Origin of the sequence: Brevibacillus sp. AF8, from assembly GCF_021270385.1 — a bacterium.
Classification (GTDB): Bacteria; Bacillota; Bacilli; order Brevibacillales; family Brevibacillaceae; genus Brevibacillus.
Map to the genome: position 1 here is coordinate 1 of NZ_JAGQDN010000030.1, position 20,966 is coordinate 20,966.

The 20,966-nt window shown below is 49.7% G+C and carries 16 protein-coding genes; 4 read left to right on the plus strand and 12 right to left on the minus strand.

Annotated features, from left to right (window positions below):
• Window positions 1-203, plus strand: a 203-nt coding sequence (locus tag KB186_RS26195; RefSeq protein ID WP_232774677.1) for a hypothetical protein, incomplete at its 5' end; no start/stop codon positions are given.
• 39 nt (window positions 204-242) lie between these two features.
• Here the strand turns inward: KB186_RS26195 and nrdJ are convergent.
• From nrdJ to KB186_RS26240, 9 genes are all read right to left on the minus strand, one after another.
• Window positions 243-2,504 (minus strand): ribonucleoside-triphosphate reductase, adenosylcobalamin-dependent, encoded by a 2,262-nt coding sequence (nrdJ, locus tag KB186_RS26200; protein WP_173608871.1) that lies wholly within the window; start codon window positions 2,502-2,504, stop codon window positions 243-245.
• Between the two features lie 441 nt (window positions 2,505-2,945).
• Window positions 2,946-4,700: a pyruvate kinase gene (gene pyk / locus KB186_RS26205; RefSeq protein WP_173608872.1), complete on the minus strand. Its 1,755-nt coding sequence runs from the start codon at window positions 4,698-4,700 to the stop codon at window positions 2,946-2,948.
• Window positions 4,701-4,739: 39 nt separating this feature from the next.
• Window positions 4,740-5,699: a 6-phosphofructokinase gene (gene pfkA / locus KB186_RS26210; RefSeq protein WP_173608873.1), complete on the minus strand. Its 960-nt coding sequence runs from the start codon at window positions 5,697-5,699 to the stop codon at window positions 4,740-4,742.
• A 221-nt stretch (window positions 5,700-5,920) separates the two neighbouring features.
• On the minus strand, window positions 5,921-6,877 hold the full coding sequence (gene accA / locus KB186_RS26215; RefSeq protein WP_173608874.1) for an acetyl-CoA carboxylase carboxyl transferase subunit alpha: 957 nt from the start codon (window positions 6,875-6,877) through the stop codon (window positions 5,921-5,923).
• A complete protein-coding gene (gene accD / locus KB186_RS26220; protein WP_173608875.1) occupies window positions 6,844-7,788 on the minus strand; it encodes an acetyl-CoA carboxylase, carboxyltransferase subunit beta in 945 nt (314 codons plus the stop codon). Before accD ends, accA begins: the two co-directional genes overlap by 34 nt.
• Window positions 7,789-7,808: 20 nt before the next feature.
• On the minus strand, window positions 7,809-7,991 hold the full coding sequence (locus tag KB186_RS26225) for a glutamate decarboxylase (protein WP_173608876.1): 183 nt from the start codon (window positions 7,989-7,991) through the stop codon (window positions 7,809-7,811).
• 81 nt (window positions 7,992-8,072) lie between these two features.
• Window positions 8,073-8,744, minus strand: coding sequence for a FadR/GntR family transcriptional regulator (locus KB186_RS26230; RefSeq protein WP_047070614.1), 672 nt, complete (start codon window positions 8,742-8,744; stop codon window positions 8,073-8,075).
• A 105-nt stretch (window positions 8,745-8,849) separates the two neighbouring features.
• Window positions 8,850-10,094, minus strand: coding sequence for an NADP-dependent malic enzyme (gene ystJ, locus KB186_RS26235; protein ID WP_017250746.1), 1,245 nt, complete (start codon window positions 10,092-10,094; stop codon window positions 8,850-8,852).
• Between the two features lie 168 nt (window positions 10,095-10,262).
• Complete coding sequence (locus tag KB186_RS26240; RefSeq protein ID WP_232774678.1) at window positions 10,263-13,691, minus strand: DNA polymerase III subunit alpha; 3,429 nt, start codon at window positions 13,689-13,691, stop codon at window positions 10,263-10,265.
• Between the two features lie 169 nt (window positions 13,692-13,860).
• Between KB186_RS26240 and KB186_RS26245 the strand changes: the two genes are divergently transcribed.
• Window positions 13,861-14,172, plus strand: coding sequence for a YtpI family protein (locus KB186_RS26245; RefSeq protein ID WP_232774679.1), 312 nt, complete (start codon window positions 13,861-13,863; stop codon window positions 14,170-14,172).
• A gap of 220 nt (window positions 14,173-14,392) precedes the next feature.
• On the opposite strand, the gene KB186_RS26250 is transcribed toward KB186_RS26245, so the two are convergent.
• The 3 genes from KB186_RS26250 to KB186_RS26260 all read right to left on the minus strand — a co-directional run bounded on the left by KB186_RS26250 (window position 14,393) and on the right by KB186_RS26260 (window position 18,335).
• On the minus strand, window positions 14,393-15,022 hold the full coding sequence (locus KB186_RS26250) for a DUF2087 domain-containing protein (RefSeq protein WP_173608879.1): 630 nt from the start codon (window positions 15,020-15,022) through the stop codon (window positions 14,393-14,395).
• Between the two features lie 630 nt (window positions 15,023-15,652).
• Entirely contained in the window at window positions 15,653-16,963 is a 1,311-nt protein-coding gene (locus tag KB186_RS26255) for a DRTGG domain-containing protein (RefSeq protein ID WP_137030251.1), read from the minus strand.
• Between the two features lie 214 nt (window positions 16,964-17,177).
• Window positions 17,178-18,335 carry a DUF445 domain-containing protein gene (locus KB186_RS26260; protein WP_232774680.1) on the minus strand — a complete coding sequence of 386 codons (1,158 nt, stop codon included), beginning with the start codon at window positions 18,333-18,335 and terminating at the stop codon, window positions 17,178-17,180.
• Window positions 18,336-18,426: 91 nt separating this feature from the next.
• Here KB186_RS26260 and KB186_RS26265 point away from each other — a divergent pair, with 91 nt between their 5' ends.
• Complete coding sequence (locus KB186_RS26265) at window positions 18,427-19,872, plus strand: YheC/YheD family endospore coat-associated protein (RefSeq protein WP_221867555.1); 1,446 nt, start codon at window positions 18,427-18,429, stop codon at window positions 19,870-19,872.
• Between the two features lie 5 nt (window positions 19,873-19,877).
• A complete protein-coding gene (locus KB186_RS26270; RefSeq protein ID WP_221867554.1) occupies window positions 19,878-20,966 on the plus strand; it encodes a YheC/YheD family endospore coat-associated protein in 1,089 nt (362 codons plus the stop codon).

The window sequence follows — 20,966 nt, forward strand, 5'->3', positions numbered from 1 at the left end:
GGAGTCCTACCGAGCGGAGAAGGGATTCGCGGGCAACAGAAACGCAACCGTGCCCGCGCGGCGTAGCGGCTACCACTTTTGCGTTTCCCCGCGAATCCCTGCGGAGCGGACAGTCCCAGCCCTCAGCAGGACGGAGCCTGGAGCCTAGACTGGAAATATTCTTCTCTCCACCGCAGCCACATAAAAAAGCAGGGGCAGACTGATTTTTGCAGTCTCCCCCTGTCTTATATAATTCGGATCGCTTAGCGAATCGGGCAAGCTCCGCCTTCGCAAGATTCAGCCGTGGACAGATCAGCCTCGCCGCCAGTTTCATACTGCTGCAAAATCGCAGGATCAAACGGCTTCATGGACTGCTTTAATGCCTCGTACTGTTCTTTGGTGCACTCTTCGTAAGGAGCCAATTGGTAGTTTCCGCCATCCAATTGCAAGAAGGATACACCTACGAAATTATCCCAGTTATCGTATACGATGTCTTCTACTTCTGCCCATTCTTCCTTACGTACAGTAATGGTGTTCGAAGAGTTGTGCTCCGTATATTCCTTCTGGAAACGGAAGTACGTATCGAATTGGCGTTTTGCACTTACTTCGTTCTTCGTTTCTTCTGCCCCTGATGCTACAGGGAAATCGATGACGAGTGTACGTGCATTTGCCATGCGCTCTTCATACGTTTCGCCTGGTGTTCCTACCTCTGGGTTGACTGTCCAGCCGAGAGTTTGTACCGCTTTTGCCAATGGATCCTCAGCATTAATGCGAATGCGGCGGATGTAGTACGGCGAATGGGACCAGTGCAGACCGCTGGAGACACCACCAGCTACCTGAGACAGCGTACCTTCCGGCTTCACAGTCGTTACCAAGAGTGGAGAGTTCACACGCAGCTCATACGCATAACGGTTCGCCTCGTCACGAGCAGCATCGCCCAGCTGGCGCAGCAGTTCGAGCTCTTGCTCTTCTGTATAGCCAAGGGATGCCAACGCATCCTTCACTCCAGTAAGAGAAGTTCCGAGCAAGCGGTCACGCTGTTGAACGGTATCCCAATGCGGCAGCTCCAACGTGACCAGCGTCATGCGCAGACCGGCACGAGCAGATTTGCGCTGTGCTTCCAGCAAGCCATCGAGATCCAGATACTTGGAGCCATCCCCGCGATCCTTCACGAATTCAACCAGATTGACTGTCGTCAGGTTGCAGACGCCATAAGAATCGAGCAGGATTTCTGCACAAGGGTTCAAGCCCTCTGCATTTGGGCGGCGACGGTTTGCTTCTTCCAGGTTGATGAAGCCTGGTTCGCCTTCCAATTGCATCAAAGTGAACACGAGGTTCAAGAATGGCTTAGTTGGTTGTTTGGTAAAGGCGATGGAGTTGTTGGACATACGGCGGTGATCCAGACCAAAGCGTCCGTCTCCTACGTTTTGGATGCTGTCAAACCATACAGGCTTGTGCTCTCCCAACAGCTCGCCTACACGACGGTGATGGTTCAGCTGATCCTCCGTCCAGAAACCATTGATGCCGTATTTCGCCAGCATGCACTCATAGTCATCGTGATCAAACAGGAAAATTTCCGCTGTACGGCGTACGCCACCTACCACAACGTTTGCTCCGATGAGGTTTCCAATGTCGAGAATATGTATCGGACGGATTTTACCGTATCCTATTTCATCACTCTCGATTGGTGCCAAATGCTGGTCGATTTGGTTTTTCAACACTTTATCGATTCCTTCAAACATTTCGCGAAGCGGCTCATGACCACTAGCTGTACCGCCAAAACGCTTCAGTCGCTCGCCTTTCGGACGCACGCTGTTATAAGAGATTTTCACGGTGTGAATGTGCTCGTAAGTGGAATCTGTCAAAATTTGCAGGTAGAGACGGAGGGATTCTACCCAGCCTTCTTTACTGTCTCCCACATAAATTTTGGCAAAGCCGTTATCCAGTACATTCAGCTCAGAGCGCTCCAGGCGTTGATGCTTTGGCAGCGGTCTGTATTCAGAAGAAAGCAGCGAGACATTCGTGCGAATCGGGCCCAGTCCAGCAGCCATTTCCTTCGTGCATTTGAAGCCTACGCCAGTTCCTACCAAGAGAAGGTAGAACAAATCGCCCAAGTCATCCCAAGACTTGATGTTCAGGAAGGAGCAGTTGAAGTTCGCCAACGGATACAAATCCGCTACGCCGTTGTCTGCACCGCCAACCCACAAGGTACGGCCGGACAAAAACTGGCGAAGGTTGAACATGTTGTCAAACAATCCTTCTGCCTCTTTTTCCATTGCGCGGGAATCGGCATACATTCCGATTTTGTTCAAATGCTGATAAGCCAGCTTAATATTGTAATCCACCGAGCGGCGGCAAGTTTCTTTCCACGTTTCCCGTCTTCCTTTTTCCGGTACAAAGCGAGAATAAGTACGGTAGTAAACAAATTGTCCAAGAGGACTCATATGGTTCGGAAAATCAGGATATTGATTTAAGAATTCATCCCGCAAAAATTGAGTTCGGGATACGGTTTCGGTCGCCAGCATATCGTTCCTCCTTCGAATCTTTCCTCTCTAGTTTAACTATCTTTATCTGTAAAACTCAATAGTTTCACCTATATATTGTGCAAAATAATTTTCGACAATACTAGATGTTGTGTTCACCCTAAAAAAACACTTGACACAAAATCCCGAACATTGGACGTACAAAAGGACCATTTTACGTTCAGCCTTTTCCTGAGAACGAGCCCTACAACACCCATTCTGTCATGATTTGGAAACCCCGAACGTATGGATTTCATCCGTTCTGGCACAAAGCCACCGACCGATTTTAACAGATTCCCACTCGCTTTGCATCACCTAATAATCGCCGTTATCTGGTAAAACTTATCAAGCAGTTCGTCGGCTAATCCTTTTTCCACCAAGCCAAAAAGGGTGACACTTGGTCACCCTTCAGAGGCATTCTTCATTAAAGTTGAATAGTATTACCTACAGAATCCGGGCATGTCCTGAATAAATATGCCCACGTTCAGAATCCACCGTTACGATTTGCCCGTCCTTCAATACATCCGTTGCAAATTGCACACCTACGATGACTGGAATGCCGAGATTCAGGCCTACAATGGCTGCGTGAGAAGTAAGTCCTCCCTCTTCGCAAATCACCGCTCCAGCCTTGCCAAACGCTTCAATCATATCGGAGTCGGTACCGATGGTAACCAGGATTGCACCTTCTTCTACCTTTGCCAGCGCCTCTTCAGCGGATCTGGCAATCACTACCTTGTTGGTGACAACTTTTCGGCCGATTCCTTGTCCTTTTGCTACCACATCCCCAATGACGTGGATTTTCATCAGATTCGTTGTCCCAACCTCACGCACAGGCACGCCTGCTGTGATCACAACGAGATCGCCATGACGAACGAAGCCTGTATCAAGCGCCTCTTGAACAGACATCTCCAGCATTTCATCGGTGCTATTCGCCATTTCGCCCTTCACCGGATACACGCCATTTACGAGTGCAAGACGGCGAATAATCGCTTCGTGCGGCGTTACAGCCACGATTGGTGCTTTTGGACGGAACTTGGATACCATGCGAGCTGTGTGTCCGCTTTCAGTCGCAGTAATGATTGCCGCTGCGTCCAGATCCAGTGCTGCATTGGATACAGCTTGGCTGATGGCATCGGTAATCGTCACTTGTTTGAGCTGTGCTTGTGCGTACAAGATCTCACGATAATTCAGCTCTTGCTCTGCACGTACAGCAATGCGCACCATGGTTTCGACAGACTCAACCGGGTATTTACCGGCAGCCGTCTCTCCAGAGAGCATGATTGCGTCTGTCCCATCGAAAATGGCATTCGCAACGTCACTCGCTTCCGCACGTGTTGGACGTGGGTTGCGCTGCATGGAATCAAGCATTTGTGTCGCCGTAATAACTGGCTTCGCGAGTTCGTTACATTTTTTGATCAGCTTCTTCTGAACAAGTGGTACTTCTTCTGCCGGAATCTCTACGCCCAAATCACCACGCGCAACCATGATTCCATCTGTTACTACCAAAATTTCGTCTACATTATCGACGCCTTCCTGGTTTTCGATTTTCGCGATAATATCGATACGCACGTTATGGCGCTCCAGGATTTGGCGAATCTCCAAGATATCCGAAGCTTTTCGGACGAAGGAAGCCGCAATGAAATCGACTCCTTGTTCAATACCGAATTCGATATCCTGCGCATCCTTTTCTGTGATACCTGGCAAGTTGATTTTGACACCAGGAACATTGACGCCTTTTTTGCTCTTCAGTGTTCCGCCGTTTTTGATCAAGCAGATGATTTCGGTGTCACTCACTTCTTGTACAGTCAACCCGATCAAGCCGTCGTCGATCAAGATCGTATCGCCGATTTTTACATCACCAGGCAATTCCGGATACGTAATGGAGACGCGCTCTGCGGTACCCGCTACTTCCTCCGTGGTGAGGATCAGCGTATTTCCTTCTACGAGCTCGACTGCATCTACTGCAAGCGTACCCGTGCGAATTTCAGGACCTTTTGTATCCAACAGGATTGCAACGGGTTTCCCGGTTTCTTTTGATGCCTGACGAATGTTTACAATTCGCGCCGCATGCTCCTCATGGGAACCGTGCGAGAAATTCAAACGCGCTACGTTCATTCCTGCTTCGATGAGTTTTTTCAGCGTTTCAACCGATTCACTCGCTGGTCCGATGGTACACACAATTTTTGCTTTCCTTAACATAGGATGTAAGCCTCCTCGACACTCCGAAAACTGTCAGTATTATATAGATAGCGTGCGCGCCAATTGATAAATAGATAAATCCAATTGATGCTTTTTCGCCAATGCTTCTTGAAAATCAACATCCACGATCTGGTTGTTCTGAATCCCAACCATTCGGTCCTGCTTGCCTTCCAGCAACAAATCGACAGCTGCGGCACCCATTCGGCTTGCCAGCATTCGGTCCATCGCAGTAGGGGAACCACCACGCTGAATATGACCGAGTACCGTCACACGAGTCTCCCAGCCTGTCTCTTTCGTGATCGCTTCGGCGTACGAAGCGGCACTTCCTACCCCTTCCGCCACAATGATGATGGAATGCTTTTTGCCACGGCGTTGTCCAGCATGCAGTCGCTCAATAATGTCGTCCATCTCCTGCGACGCTTCCGGGATCATAATGGACTCGGCACCAGCCGCAAGCCCTGCCCACAATGCCAGGTCGCCAGCATCTCGCCCCATTACTTCAATAATGTACGTGCGTTCATGCGAAGTGGCCGTATCGCGGATTTTATCGATTGCTTCCACAACGGTATTCAATGCCGTATCAAACCCGATCGTGAAATCGGTGCATGGAATATCATTATCAATCGTACCCGGTACGCCAATAGTCGGGAAGCCTTTTTCGGTTAGCTTCTGCGCACCGCGAAACGACCCATCTCCCCCAATGACAATCAGACCCTCAATTCCATGAGTACGTAATTGCTCCACCGCTCTTTGCTGTCCGGCTTCCGTCTTGAACGCTTCACTGCGAGCGGAGTAGAGAATGGTTCCTCCCCGTTGGATAATATCCCCAACAGAGCCTAGAGACATCTCCGTGATATCTCCCCTCATCAGCCCTTCGTATCCGTGGTAAACCCCAAACATTTGTACCTCGTGAAAATGAGCACGACGTACAGCCGCCCGGACTGCGGCATTCATTCCAGGAGAATCTCCACCGCTAGTGAGAACTGCAAGTTTCCGCATGGAATCCACCTCTCCAATCGTATCGTCTTTAGCATGTCATTTAACGGAAACAGTATGTACCATACTTTGTATGAAACATGCTGTATCACTCAAATCCTCATATCTGTTATACAATCAAAAGATATGTGCCATACTTTTTGAAAGCTCTGATAACTCTTTCATCCGACTTCGATTGTAGCAGATTTTCCTCGGAGAAAAAAGAAAAAAACGCCCCCTGTTTCTTACAGGGAGGCGAATTCTCCGATCTGCTTAAACTTCTCGTAACGGTCCTGTATCAATTCATCTGGAGTTAAACGCCCTAGCTGTTCTAGTTGTTCCGTGATGACCGCCTTGACCATGCCTGCCTGCGCGATCAAATCACGATGGGCTCCTCCGAATGGTTCATCAATAATTCCATCAATGACTCCTAATTCCAACAAATCAGGTGCCGTAATTTTCATCGTCTCCGCTGCCCGCATACCCAAGCTGGAATCTCTCCAGAGAATCGCGGCGGCACTCTCCGGTGCAATCACGGAGTAATAGGAATTCTCCAACATATAGATGCGGTTACCTACGCTAATCGCCAAGGCTCCGCCGCTTCCGCCTTCCCCGATGACGATACAAATAATCGGCACGCCAAATGTCGCCATTTCACGCAGATTGCGAGCAATCGCTTCGCTCTGACCGCGCTCTTCTGCCGCTTTTCCAGGATATGCCCCTGATGTATTGATAAAGCAGATGATCGGGCGACCGAATTTATCCGCCTGCTGCATAATGCGCAATGCCTTCCGGTAGCCTTCTGGATGAGCCATCCCGAAATTACGCTTGATGTTGTCTTTCGTGTCTTTCCCTTTTTGGTGACCGATAACCGTAACCGGACGTCCATCCAGCTTGGCAATTCCACCCACAATCGAATGGTCGTCTCCGAACAAACGGTCTCCATGAACCTCGATAAAATCAGTAAAAAGTAGTTGTATATAGTCCAAAGTCGTTGGCCGTTCCGGATGACGAGCCAGCTGTACGCGTTGCCATGGAGTCAAATTGCCGTAAATTTGCACAGCAAGCTCTTTTGATTTTTGTTCGAGACGCTGTACTTCGTCAGAGAAGTCAATTCCCTTTTCCTCAGTAAAACGGCGCAATTCCTTAATCTTATCCTGTAATTCTACTAATGGCTTTTCAAAGGAGAGCTCGCCTGCCATGTTTCTACTCCTTCCCGAGACGTGTGCATCTCTACCAGTTTGGACAGCGTATTTCGCATATCCTTACGGTGTACCACCATATCGAGTTGCCCGTTTTTTAACAAGAATTCCGCTGTTTGGAAGTCTTTTGGCAACTCCTGACGGATCGTTTGCTCAATGACTCGACGCCCAGCAAAACCGATCATAGCTCCTGGTTCTGCGATATTGTAATCTCCCAACGAAGAAAAGCTCGCTGATACCCCACCATATGTAGGATTTGTCATGACCGAGACAAACAGCAAGCGTTCGCGATCCAATCGAGACAACGCTGCGCTGGTTTTCGCCATTTGCATCAGGCTCAACACACCTTCTTGCATGCGTGCTCCACCAGATGCACTGAACAAAATGAAAGGCAAACGCCGTTCGATCGCTTGCTCAATTGCGCGCGTGATTTTTTCCCCGACGACCGATCCCATACTCGCCATACGGAAACGAGAATCCATGACCCCAATCACGATGCGGTTCCCACTCAGGAGACCTTCACCTGTAATGATCGCCTCGTTCAAATTGGTGTTGGCCATATCTTGCTCCAGTTTTTCCAAATAGCCAGGAAAACCGAGTGGATTGGCTGTTATCAAATTGGCATCAAATTCTTCTGTCAGAACCCCATCATCCAGAAGCGCTTGCAGACGCTCTGGAGCGGACATGGAGTAGTGGAACTGGCAGCCTTTGCAGACGCGCAAGTTCTTCTCCAAATCCTTCGAGTAGTGAATCGTCCCACAATGTGGGCATTTATTCATCAATCCCTCAGGGACTTCCTTTTCTTTCGTACCCGCTTCCTTGCTCATGTCGGTGGAAGCAGGGACACGTGCTAGTGTCTCTGAAGGAACTGTAGCGAATTTGCGCTTTTTCCCAAACAGATCTTTAAGCACAGGTACACCCACCTTTCTCTTCAGTGAAGGATCGTGCCGAGAACATCCCGGACTTCGTTTAGTTCGCTCTCGGGCACGAGAATCTCGTATTGCTTGGAGACCCTGCCTTCGCGAACCTTTACCAAAAACCCTTCATCTGTCAAACGTTGCTGTATCCGTTCTGCAATTCTAGCGCTAGGAGCGATGTAGATGACCGTCCACATGCTGGCTTCCTCCTCAATCGTCCAATACAGGTCTGCATCATCATATCACAGCGCCAGCGCCCCTCGCAAATTGAGGGAAAACTAAAGCTTGCTGTTCTCCAAATGCTGTTTCATTCTCTCTAATGCGACGTTCACATCGCCTTCGCGAATGGCTTCCATAATCTGTCGATGCTCTACGAGTGCTGCACTTGCTCTGCCTTCGCGCGACAGTGATTCAATGCGAATACTGTTGCTGTACTCAACCAAAGGCGTCCAGATGCGATGCAAAATCGAGTTACGGCTGGAGCGACATATGACACGATGAAACTGATAGTCTTCCTCCGCAGGTACCTCGCCCCTTGCTACTCTTTCCTCTGCAATGGCCAGGATGCGTTCCATTTCATCAAAATGCTTGTCCGTCGCCCGTCTACAGGCTAGGCGGACAGCATCCAGCTCTAGCATTCGCCGCATTTCGATCAAGTCCTTCTTGGTTTTGGTATCCCGTAGGATAAAAAAGCCAAGAATATCGATCAGTCGATTGTGCCGGTAATGCTTGAGGAAGGTGCCTTCTCCGCGACGCGTCTCAATGAGTCCGAGCAGCTCGAGAGCCCGAAGAGCCTCGCGTACAGAGGAACGCCCTGCTCCCAGTTGTTCGGACAGCTCTCGCTCAGACGGCAGCTTGTCCCCGGGCCGCAAGTTTTGCTCCTGAATGATTTCATGAAGTTGCAGGAGAATTCCTTCGTAAACCTTTCGATCTTGAGAAGAGTCGAGCACGATTATCCCCCTTACTCGTACCTTCAACGAGGAGCACCCTCCACGTTTGTAAGAAGCCTACGTTTTTTCGCGGAGGGCGTCGTCTGTGCCTCGATAAAGAGTATTTTACGCTTCTTGGTAAGAGATAGCTGTCAATTTCGTTGTCTTTTGTTTTACTTCTTCCGGATCAACTGTGATGCGAGCAACACCTGTTTCCATCGCTGCTTTTGCTACTGCCGCAGCTACGTTTGGCGCAACACGTGGATCGAATGCGGAAGGAATTACTTTATCCGCAGTAAGCTCTTCTGGCGTGATCAGGTCTGCGATTGCATATACAGCAGCCAGCTTCATTTCTTCGTTGATCTCCGTTGCACGTACATCCAACGCGCCACGGAAGATTCCCGGGAATGCCAGTACGTTGTTTACTTGGTTCGGGAAGTCGGAACGGCCTGTACCGATTACTGCCGCACCTGCTTCTTTTGCTTCTTGCGGCATGATTTCTGGTACTGGGTTTGCCATAGCGAAAATGATCGGATCGCGGTTCATCGAACGAACCATGTCTTGTGTAACAGCGCCAGCTACGGATACACCGACGAATACGTCAGCGCCCTTCATTGCATCAGCCAGGTCACCTTGCAGCATGCTGCGGTTCGTAATTTTCGCCATTTGTTCCTTCACCGGGTTCATACCGAATGGACGGCCTTCGTACACGATTCCTTTTGTATCAACCATGATGACTTCTTTCACGCCCATGGAAATCAAAAGCTTCATGATTGCGATACCAGCTGCACCTGCACCGTTCGCTACTACGCGGATATCTTCCAGCTTTTTGTCCACCACGCGCAGCGCATTGATCAGACCTGCCGCTGTAACGATTGCTGTACCGTGTTGGTCATCGTGGAAAATCGGGATGTTTGTTTCGCGCTTCAGACGCTCTTCGATTTCGAAGCATGCAGGAGCTGCGATATCTTCCAAGTTCACGCCACCAAAAGTAGGCTCGAGCAGTTTTACTGTCTCTACAATTTTATCTACATCTGTCGTATTCAAGCAGATCGGAAATGCATCTACGCCTGCGAAGGATTTGAACAAAACCGCTTTCCCTTCCATAACCGGCATTGCTGCTTCTGGTCCGATGTTTCCGAGACCCAGTACGGCAGTACCGTCGCTGACTACTGCAACCAGATTGCCTTTCATCGTGTAATCGTACACTTTGGACTTGTCATCGAAAATATCTTTGCAAGGTTCAGCAACCCCAGGAGAATAGGCTAGACTCAGATCGTAAGCATTGCGAACGGGTACCTTGGTCACTGCCTCCAATTTTCCTTGATGTTTTCTGTGAAGCTCCAGTGCTTCCTCTCTCAGGTTGGACATGAGATCCCACTCCATTTCACGATAATAGTTTCTATGATTGCTTGTAGGCAGTAAAAACGCCTGGGGTATTCCAAGTGGTCTGACCACTCATTGAGTTATGCTCTCAATATAATAAAAAACTGTTCTCCTGTAAACCTGCCGAAAACGGCGAAAAAGGGAGGACATTCCTCATCCTCCCCAATTTATAGGCATTTCTTTCCGAATTACGCTGTCAGGCCCCACAATTTCTCGCGCTTGCTCCAAAAATGACTCATCTACGTCTACCCAATTTGCTTCTGGCAGGCGAATTGTCTGTCTTTTTCCCTCGTAGAAGAGGATAACAGGAATCGTTCCTTTTTTTTCGACAAACAAGCGTGAAAGTTTTTGCAGCGTCGAATCGTGCTCTTGCTCTGCAGATATTTTGACAAATAATACAGTCTCAGACTTCGGCTGCGGCAGCGTTTGTGCATCCCAGAAGCGGGAAGCCAAGAGCTTGACCATGTCTTCCTGGTGATCGACTCGGGCTTCTGCCACGACGATTTGTTCGCGCTCGAGCAGTGGCCCGTACTTCGCATACACCTGCGGGAAAACGACCAGCTCTACTGGTGCGGTTTTGTCCTCTAGCGTAATAAATGCCATCGGGTCCCCTTTTTTCGTTTGGATGCGTCTGGCTTCCGTAATCATTCCAAAGACTTTTACCGTCTTGTCGCGTGGCACATCCCCCAACGAAGAGATAACCGATACTTCCGGGCGGTTCGCGACATGAGCAAACTGATCAAGTGGATGACCGGAGATGTATACCCCGATCAAATCCCGCTCCTCTTTTAATTGCTGTGTATGTGAGAGCGGCGGTACCTCGGGATATTCTGCTGGCTCGCGCAAAGGTGTCGTATCTTCTTCTCCCGCAAATAGATTGAGTTGGTTGGCGTCTCGCTCAATTCTCTTGCTGTTTGCCTTCCCTACCGCTTCATCCAGCAATAGCAAAAGCTGACTGCGATGGCCTGGCAACGAGTCCAACGCGCCGCATAAAGTGAGCGACTCTACTACTCTGCGATTGACTAACCGCGCATCCACGCGCGCACAAAAATCAAAGACATCGCGATACGGTCTGCCTTTGCGCTCTTTCACGATCGATTCAATGGCACCGTAGCCGACGTTTTTCACTGCGGCCAAACCAAAGCGAATCGCATCCTGCTCCACTGTAAAGTAGGCCAAGCTCTTATTTACGTCAGGCCCGAGTACGGTAAGCTGCAGTCGCCGCGCTTCCTCCGTGTATTCGGCAATCCTCGTTTGACTTCCAATGGACAAGGATAATAGCGCTGCCATGAACGCAAGCGGATACGTTGCTTTCAAATAAGCCATCTGGTAGGCGATAACCGCATAAGCAACCGAGTGGGCTTTGTTGAAGCCATAATCGGCAAAGCGCACAATCAAATCGTAGACTTGATTGCCCAGCTCTTCTCCGTACCCTTGCCGGACACAACCGGCCACGAACTTCTCCCGCTGCTCCGCCAATAGCTCCCGTTTCTTTTTCCCGACCGCTCGGCGCAAAATATCTGCCTCACCAAGGCTGAAGCCTGCCAGTGTTGAGGAAATCTGCATGATTTGCTCCTGATAAATCATAAAACCGTGCGTCTCCCGCAAAATCGGCTCGAGTACCGGATGTGCGTACTGCACTTTGCTCTGCCCGTGTTTGGCGGCGATATACTGCGGGATAATCTCCATCGGCCCCGGGCGATACAATGCCAGAACCGCAATGATGTCATCAAGGCTGCTCGGCTTCAAATCTCGCAGCACATTGCGCATCCCCGAAGATTCCAATTGGAAAATGCCGGTTGTCTCTCCACGGGAGAGCATGCGAAACGTTTTCTCGTCGTCTGTCGGCAGCTTATCCAGATCAAGCGATATTCCCTGCTCCTGCAAATGACGCAACGTCTCCTGAATGATTGTCAAATTGCGCAAGCCGAGGAAGTCCATCTTCAACAAACCGACTTCTTCGAGAATCTCCATCGGATACTGAGTAAGGGCCAAGCCTTCGTTGCCCGTCTGTAATGGAACGTAATTCGTCAGCGGTTCACGCGAAATGACGACACCCGCCGCATGCGTAGAGGCGTGACGCGGTAAACCTTCTACGCCCCTTGCCGTTTCGATCAGTTGTGCTGCCTGTTTGTTTTCTGCGCACAGCTTGCCGATATCCGGGTTGATCTGCATCGCCCGTTCAATCGTCATGCCTGGCGATTGCGGAATCATTTTGGCAACACGATCCACGATGCCCAAAGACAAGCCTAGCGCCCGTCCAACATCGCGCACAGCTGCACGAGCCGCCATCGTACCAAAGGTAATGATCTGGGCGACGCGATCATGACCGTATTTGCTCGCTACATAGTGAATGACTTCGTCACGACGCTCTACGGAAAAATCGATATCAATATCAGGCATCGTCACCCGCTCCGGGTTGAGGAAGCGTTCAAAGAGCAAGTGAAAGCGAAGTGGATCGACATTCGTGATTTTCAATACGTACGCCACCAGGCTACCTGCCGCAGACCCGCGTCCAGGTCCAGTCGGTATCCCGTTCTCGTGAGCGTACCGCATGAAATCCCATACGATCAGGAAGTAATCGGTGAAGCCCGTCCCTGTAATAATCGCCAGCTCGTGATCCAGACGCGCTTGTGCCTCTGGCGTAATCTCGCCGTACCGCTCCCGGCAGCCCTTTTCACACAGTTCACGCAAATACTGCGTCGAATCTTGTCCCTCTGCCAAAGGAAATTCCGGCAAAATATGCACGCCAAAGGTAAGGTTCAGCTTGCACCTGTCAGCAACTGCTATCGTATTCGCTAACGCCTGGGGAGCAAAAGCAAAGAGCGCCGCCATTTCCTCGGCACTTTTCAGATAGTATTGATCCGTCTCATAGCGAAAACGGTTTTCTTCGCCAACCGTCTTGCCTTCCTTGATCGCCAACAAGATATCATGCTGCTGGTGATCCTCCCTGTGGATGTAGTGAACGTTGTTCGTCGCAATTAGCGGAATCCCCGTCTCCTGGCTCAGTTTCACGAGACGAGCATTCAGCCTGCGCTCCACTTCCAGTCCGTGATCAGCCAGCTCCAAGTAAAAATGCTGCTCTCCAAACATTCGCTGATACTTGCGGGCTGCTTCCTTCGCAGCGTCCGCTTCTCCAGCCAGTAACAGCTTGGGTACTTCCCCTTGCTGACAGCCGCTTAGAGCTATGAGGCCGTCTGTATGCTTTGCCAACACTTCTTTGTTGAGACGCGGAAGGATGTAGTTGCCGTCTGTGTTCGCGATTGTCGCCAGCCTCAGGAGATTCCGGTAGCCCGTTTCGTTTTCAGCGAGAACGATCAGATGACTAGGCGGCGGTGCATTTCGCACGCGATCTTGAAGATTTCCCTCTATTACGTATATTTCCATCCCGATAATCGGTTGGATGCCTGCCTCCAGACAAGCTTTATAAAACGGGATCGCCCCGTACAGATTGGCATGGTCTGTCATCGCCAGTGCATGCATGCCCAATTCGCTGGCTCGCTTCACTAGCGCATCGATACGTGCTGCTCCATCCAGCAGACTGTACTCCGTATGAACATGCAAATGGACAAAGGAGGTCATGATATTACCCCTCTCACTTTTCACGATTGAAACTTTCTCTCTTACATTATACCGGAAGTATAGCGCATACGGACGATAAGAACAAACGTTCTTGCTTGTGTTTGACCGTTATCCCCTGATTTTGGTAGGATGAGTAATACCAGAATGGCTAGAAAGGATGAATCCATCTATGTGGTCTGCCTTTTACATGACCAGTATTCTCGCTTCCCTAGTAGCCAGCGTCTACTATAGTATCCATGCTCGCAGACGAGGCATCCATCCGCTTGAATCGCGTATGCTGCTGGGGAAGATGAATGTGTCATTGGGGATACTCGTTTCTTTGTTCGGCATCAATCAGTTTACTTTTGATTCGCTCGATACGATCCGCATTGTCGTTGCATTGATCATGCTGATTGTAGGGGCTATGAATTTATTTTTGGGAACGCGCAATTATTTTCGTTATCGTACAGCTTGGCAAGCAGAATTGAAAAAAGGGGTATAAAAAAAGGGCATGAGAACAAATTTACGTTCACATGCCTTTTTCATTTGGGGAGAAGCAACGCTGGAAATACTTTTCCTCTATTCCCAGCTGTTTATCATACAAACCCGATAGAGCTCTCGCTATAATGGATTTGTGTGACATTCTATTGCTTCGACAACCTGAGCGGCAGTGCCGAAGGTTGTCCTTTTTTCTGTTCAGTTCAGGAGGGAACGATTCCCAGCTATTGCAGGTCTTCGGCTTTTGCCCACATTTCCTCCGGGTTCAGCTCGTAGATACCTTCTTCCCGATACATATAATGATTCATGATGAATTCCCTGCGAATCGTAGCATAATCTTCGTGGAATTGGCGAATGTATTCGTTGATCTCTGGTTCCTTGTATTTGCGGTCTTTTTCTAACCCTCGAACCATGTATTCAAAGACGATCAGCTTTTTCTTACGCTGGGACGGGATTTGTTTCAGCTTGCCATCTGGCGTAATGAAGCTGCGAATGACCTGCATTTTTTCCGCTGCCATCTGATGCCTCCTTTGAACATGAGAATTGTCTTGTGCAAAAATGTCCTCTGCTGTCGAATCCTTTGCTTTTTCCATGACGTTCACGATTGCCTGCGACTGGCGTTTTACATTGGCTTCGTGCAGGTAAAAGTAAATGGTGTTTTTATCACGCCGTTCGTAAACGACACCTGCTTCCCGAAGCTTTGCCATATGGTGAGTAATAGTGGGAGGTGTCACACCGAGCTTGCCTGCCAACGCCTGTCCATGCAGGGGGCCATTTGCCAAAATCGCGAGAATGCGTACGCGCGTCGGGTCTCCGAGTGCTTTGTAAAAGGTGACGAGTTGGTCTAATTGCAAAATGGGGTACTCCTTTCTTTGATTGATCGTTTCAATTAGATGATGTTCTAATTAGATGATAAGTTGCATTGCTTTTCCTGTCAATTCTAGGACGTTTAAAATACCCTTAACCGTTGCTGTTAGTGGCAGTGGAAAAAGGGAAACCGCGTCCAAAGTAGTCCTCCCCATGGAGCATGTTCAGAGGTGGACGCTTAAAGGCGTGTTTCCCTTTTTCCACTGCGCCTCGGCTGGTGTCCCAAAGAGCCTCGCTTATTTCTCCTTTTTCCTTGAATCGGCTGTCTGTTTAGTTGCGGCTTGATTTGTTCGTTTATCAGGATGATTTTCGCCTCATGAATTAACTTTCAGGATGCCTTTACCAAAGCTGCGTAGAAGAAGCGCATTTCCAGTCCAAGCGCCTCTGGAGCCCATCTCAGCGTAGGAATAAATGGCGGGGAATTTAAGCTTCACTTATGGAATACTTCCTCGAAACTTCAACGTTTGAAGCGCTCCCGCCATTTATTCCGAAGCGGACAGTTCACACCCCTTGCGGGGCGGAGGCCGAAGCGTAGACTGGAAATGCGCTTCTTCTCCCCCACTACAGCCACTTTTCAACACAAAAAAGAACAGTCCATAAGAGACTGTTCCTTTCTTCTAACGCTCAATTATTTGCGCCGTAATCATAGCCTGCCCCACGAGCTGTTCGCCATGGAATACCGATACTTCGACTTTTCCGAAGCGGCGGCTGATGTCCAATAGGCGCGGCTTCACTTCGATATGGCTTTCCATCTGGACTGGCTTCAGGAAATAGACGGTGATATTTTCCGGTACCATGTCTCCTCGACGATGGTGGCGCAACAGGTTACAAGCAGCCTCGACCATGACCGTCGTCATGATTCCGCTGGCAATCGTACCGAGGTGGTTGGTCATTTGTGGGCTCACATCCCCCAGATAGACCATCTCATCTGCCTGTCGCTCCTCACGGAAATGGGACATGATCAGATTCGGGAACGTTTCACTCATCTGTGGTTGCTTAGCTGTAAATTGCAGTGCTTTTAATACGTCGTTGCGGCTCAAGACCCCTACGAGCTTGCGATGATTGTCTACGACAGGCAATAGCTCGATTCCTTCCCACACCATGGTGTGCGCAGATGACGCTACGGATACCCGCGGCGAGGTCGTGATCGGGTTCTTCGTCATGACCTTGTCGATCATTGCAGTCTCCTCATGACCGATGATGTCTTTGGAGGTAACAATCCCGATCAGCCGCATCTGCTCGTCAACAACGGGGAATCTCGTGTCTTGATACAGCTCCGTATACTGGTGCCACTTGGCAACAGAATCTGAAGTCAATAAGACAGGCGTTTCTGCTAGCGGCTTCAAAATATCCTCAACCATTACGATTTCTTTTTTGATCAGGCGATCGTAAATGGCCCGGTTAATCATCGAAGCTACCGTAAAGGAGTCGTAGCTAGAAGAGATGATTGGCAGCGCTAAGCGGTCAGCCAGCTGCTTGATTTCCTCGCTTGTATCGAATCCCCCGGTAATTAATACTGCAGCCCCTTGCTGCAAAGCGATTTTGTGCGCCTGATAGCGGTTACCGACAATCAAGAGACTCCCGGCATCGATATAGCGCATCATGGCTTCGAGCTGCATGGCCCCTATTACAAATTTATTCAAGGTCTTGTGTAAGCCTTCGCGTCCGGCTTGCACATGACCATCGACGATGTTCACAACCTCCGCAAAGGTCAAACGTTCAATATTTTCCTTTTGCTTCTTCTCGATTCTCACCGTACCGACACGCTCAATCGTGCTGACGTATCCTTGTGTTTCCGCTTCCTTGATCGCGCGGTATGCAGTCCCTTCACTCACATCCAGGTCTTTCGCGATCTGCCGCACGGAAATCTTCGAACCGATCGGAAGGCGATCAATATGTTGCAAGATTTGTTCATGCTTCGTTGCCATATTGCTATTCCCCCTTCCTTTTCTCCCACCCGTTCCATGTACGTGCGCTCCTTCGACCAATATACCCGAAGGCGGGGCAAAAAAAAAGGGTAGCTTTTTCGAAAGCTACCGACCAGAAAGTATATCATTAAGGGGGTTTTCATCGTGCTTTTATCATACCCAAGGAATATTACAGGATTATTACAACACAGTTACAGTTTCTTTTCAGTTTTGTTTAACTGAGTAAATTTGCCAATATACCTTGGACAAGCCCAATAATCCCGCCGAGGATAAATCCAAGCACGGTAATCATACGGAATTCCTTGCCTGAGATTCCGACTACCATCTCTTCAATTCTTTCAATCGGGAAACCCTCTACTTGCCGGGTAACAATATCCCGGATGGCCAGGCGCGAAAATATTCTCTCTATGTTTTGTTGCAGCGTGTCCACCATCCACTTGGCCAAACGAGGAACGAGTTCCGTTGTCACCGTTTCAGAAATAGGCGCCGTCAAACGAGACAGAGGCTCGTCCACGATGCGCAGGCTTTGCTCCTCCAGCTTGGCAAAGAGCTTCCGCGCCCAATCGTCCACCTGATCTCGCCCAATCCAGGCAACCACTTCACCCACATTTTTGTCCAAGAGCTTGTCCGCTTCCTTATGTAAAAAGTGGTGCACGCGTTCTGAAAGCTCTCTGCTTTGCAAAAGCTCATCGAGATACGGGAGAATCTTGCCCAAAATCTTGTCATCCCCAAGAAACATCCCGACCAAGCCACCAAACATGCCTCCGCCTCCACCGAGTAATCCGCGAACCATGTTTTGCAAGGTTTGCTGGCCTTCCGGGGAATGCAAATATTCACGGAAACGTTTCAAGAGTAATTCGCTCACACTGCCAAGTGCAGCATCCAAACGCTCGCGTCCATTGTCCGTTACCAACTCTCGCAGTTTTTTCTCTTCATATTGTGCCAGAACCTGATCGACAAAGGTACCCCATTTCGACTCGATAGGCGCGCGGACACCCTCACTCCACGTTCCGTCTTCCTTAAATAACTGTGGCATCACCGTGAGCAATGCTTGACGCAGACTACGCTCATCTGCCATCCAATCCCGAGCGATGGTGTTCATCCATCCTGTCAGTGTGCTCTCCAAACCACTTTGGTTCAGCGCACGCTTGACCCCCTCTGTCGTCAGCAAATGTTCTTCGACGAGTCTGCCCATTTGTATCGCGATATCGTCCCGTCTTCTCGGGATCAAACCCGGGGTAAAAGGCACTTTCCATCTGCCTATATACCACGGTTTTACTGGTTTAAACAGCATTCGGATGGCTAACTCATTCGTCACTCCACCGATGACAGAGCCTACTGCAATGTTCACTAATAGTATCCAAGCGTTCATAAATCCTAACAACCTCTCTTCTCTACATGGCACCAAACGTTTTGGATGCTCATACCATAGACTAACTTTGCCTGATGGGAAGGGGATACTCATGTCCTACGTTCCAACAATCGTTGTCGAAAACGAGATAATATCGGAAGTAGACCTTTACCTGCCCCAGGCGCACTTGCGCAAATGGAATCTTTCAACACCATCCACCATTGCGGTCCAATTTGGGAGCAAAACCGTTTCCGCACGCGTAGGCGGTTGGGAACGGGGAGGCAAAACCTCGGGTAAAACCTTCATTCGACCCTCTTTAGCTCAATCACTTTATCTACCCAGGGGCGTTCCTCTCTTAGTCCGTTATGATGCGAGTCAGAAAATAATCGTATTCGGACCGTATGTAGGTGTTCTTGTTTCAGGCTACAATGCAGCGTTCTCGCAAGGACCGTTTGGACACCTAAACTCTTTCTTCCATGAGATGTCCGATATCACCCGCAAACGCGGAGGGATCCTTTGCGCATTTCGGCTTCAGGATGTCAACTGGGATGCAGGAATCGTGCGCGGCCTCGTCAGAAAGGGAGGCGTCTGGAGACAGACCTTACTTCCGCTTCCGCAATGCATTTACAACCGGCTCGTATCCCGCCAACGCGAACGAAGCGAACAGATGGCCAACTGGGTTCAACGCTGCAAGGACGCTTCCATTCCCTTTTTTAACGAGCGTTTTTTGAATAAGTGGCATGTACACGCCGCACTCGAGAATCAACCGACAGCCTCCGAACATCTTCCCAGTATGGTTCGTTATTTGAAACAGGAAGACCTGCGGCAAATGCTATCTACCTATCGCACCGTTTATGCAAAACCAGCTAACGGAAGCATGGGGCGCGGGATCATTCGAGTTCGCAGTTCGCCCGAGGGATACCAGCTCGCGTTCCCAGGAGGATTGCGCAAATCATTTGCTAGCATTCAGGGCTTACATCAGTATTTGCAAAAAAGGACAAAAGGCACATCCTATTTGCTGCAGCAAGGGTTACCGTTAATCGGCATCCAAGGACGACCGACAGATTTTCGTGTATTGGTGCAAAAAGACCGAAAAGGCGAATGGTCCGTCACTTCCATGGTCGCTCGCCTGGGATTAAACCGCATTGTTTCCAATATATCCAGAGGCGGGCAGATGATGACTCCCCTTCAGGCGCTGCGAGTATGTGGACCTCGGGCGAGTGCGATTCGACCTTCTCCCCAAACGTTACACGCCGTAGCACTGAAGCTCGCAATCCTTTTAGAGGAATCACTGCCTGGGCATTACGCAGAATTCGGAATTGATCTGGGAGTCGACGTCCATGGACGGGTGTGGCTATTGGAGGTCAACAGCAAGCCATCCAAGTCAGCCAAAACTGTTCCGCTGCCTGAGGGTGCCGAAGAGCTGCCTCGGCGTGCTCGCCCTTCTGTCATTCGCATGCTGGATTATTCCGCCTTTCTAAGTGGTTTTCCCCGGACCATTCAACCACAAAAGACGATAAAAAGAAAACCGAAACGCAACAATAACAGGCGAAGGTGACCTACATGACAGCATCCGAGAGAAGTCTTGGCATCATGGCCCGGTGCCAAGGCTCCCACTTTGTAGACAAAGGGTACTACAAAAAGCTTACGCTCTATGGACGCAAGCACGGTATTCGCGTCTTCGTTTTTTCACCACGTCAGGTTAACTTTTCCACGCGTATGGTAAAAGGCTTCGAATATCGCAATGGGTCCTGGCACGCGAAAGACTTCCCAATCCCCACCTTTATCTATGATCGTTGCTTTGTGGGCCCATCTTATCGCCACTATAAACCATTTGTGGAAAAGTTGCAAAACGATCGCAACATTACGTTTTTGGGGCATGGTCTGTCTGGAAAATGGCAGGTGCACCAGATGCTCGTTAAGTCCCCTCTCCTCGCCCCGCTGCTACCACCTACTGAAATATTCTCATATCCTGTGCTTCATGCAACCTTGGAAAAATACGGGGCAGCCATCATTAAACCGATGGCGGGAACTCACGGTATTGGCGTCGTGAGAATCAAAGAAATGCGCAGTGGCTATGAAGCTTCCGGACGAAACCGGGACAATAAACCTTTCACCAGGCGAATTCATGACACTGCCGGATTAAAAAATTTTGTGTCAGTCTTTACTGCCGGCCGCAAGTTCCTGGTACAGCCCTATTTGGAGTTGCATACCCCGGATGGTACCCCATTCGATGTCCGTGTTCTCGTTCAAAAAAACGGGCTGGGTAAATGGGGGACAACGGGCAAAGCTGTGCGCCTGGGAGACAAACGCAGTATCACCTCCAATTTACACGGAGGAGGGAAAGCAACACCTCTGGCCTCTTTCCTGCCCCTTCACTTCACATCCGCAAAAGCGGCACGCATCGAGCAAACAATCAACCGAGTGGCGGAAGAACTTCCCCGTTTTTTGGAAGAGTCACACGGCAGACTCGTTGAGCTGGGAATCGATATTGGCATCGACACCGCAGGTAATGTTTGGATCATCGAGGTAAACAGCAGACCAGGGCGAACTGTTTTTCGCATGATTGACGACCCGACTGCGCAACTGCATTCGATTACTCAGCCTGTTCGCTACGCCCAATATCTCATGAAAGAGCGTGTAGGAGGTTAA

What these genes read in the sequence shown, in the direction of transcription:
- KB186_RS26225 (WP_173608876.1), bottom strand. Translation starts at nt 7,991, where the DNA reads ATGTGGACGGTCATCTACATCGCTCCTAGCGCTAGAATTGCAGAACGG.
- KB186_RS26260 (WP_232774680.1), bottom strand. Translation starts at nt 18,335, where the DNA reads ATGAACGCTTGGATACTATTAGTGAACATTGCAGTAGGCTCTGTCATC.
- pyk (WP_173608872.1), bottom strand. Translation starts at nt 4,700, where the DNA reads ATGTTAAGGAAAGCAAAAATTGTGTGTACCATCGGACCAGCGAGTGAA.
- KB186_RS26240 (WP_232774678.1), bottom strand. Translation starts at nt 13,691, where the DNA reads ATGACCTCCTTTGTCCATTTGCATGTTCATACGGAGTACAGTCTGCTG.
- KB186_RS26270 (WP_221867554.1), top strand. Translation starts at nt 19,878, where the DNA reads ATGACAGCATCCGAGAGAAGTCTTGGCATCATGGCCCGGTGCCAAGGC.
- KB186_RS26245 (WP_232774679.1), top strand. Translation starts at nt 13,861, where the DNA reads ATGTGGTCTGCCTTTTACATGACCAGTATTCTCGCTTCCCTAGTAGCC.
- accA (WP_173608874.1), bottom strand. Translation starts at nt 6,877, where the DNA reads ATGGCAGGCGAGCTCTCCTTTGAAAAGCCATTAGTAGAATTACAGGAT.
- KB186_RS26255 (WP_137030251.1), bottom strand. Translation starts at nt 16,963, where the DNA reads ATGGCAACGAAGCATGAACAAATCTTGCAACATATTGATCGCCTTCCG.
- nrdJ (WP_173608871.1), bottom strand. Translation starts at nt 2,504, where the DNA reads ATGCTGGCGACCGAAACCGTATCCCGAACTCAATTTTTGCGGGATGAA.
- ystJ (WP_017250746.1), bottom strand. Translation starts at nt 10,094, where the DNA reads ATGTCCAACCTGAGAGAGGAAGCACTGGAGCTTCACAGAAAACATCAA.
- KB186_RS26265 (WP_221867555.1), top strand. Translation starts at nt 18,427, where the DNA reads ATGTCCTACGTTCCAACAATCGTTGTCGAAAACGAGATAATATCGGAA.
- pfkA (WP_173608873.1), bottom strand. Translation starts at nt 5,699, where the DNA reads ATGCGGAAACTTGCAGTTCTCACTAGCGGTGGAGATTCTCCTGGAATG.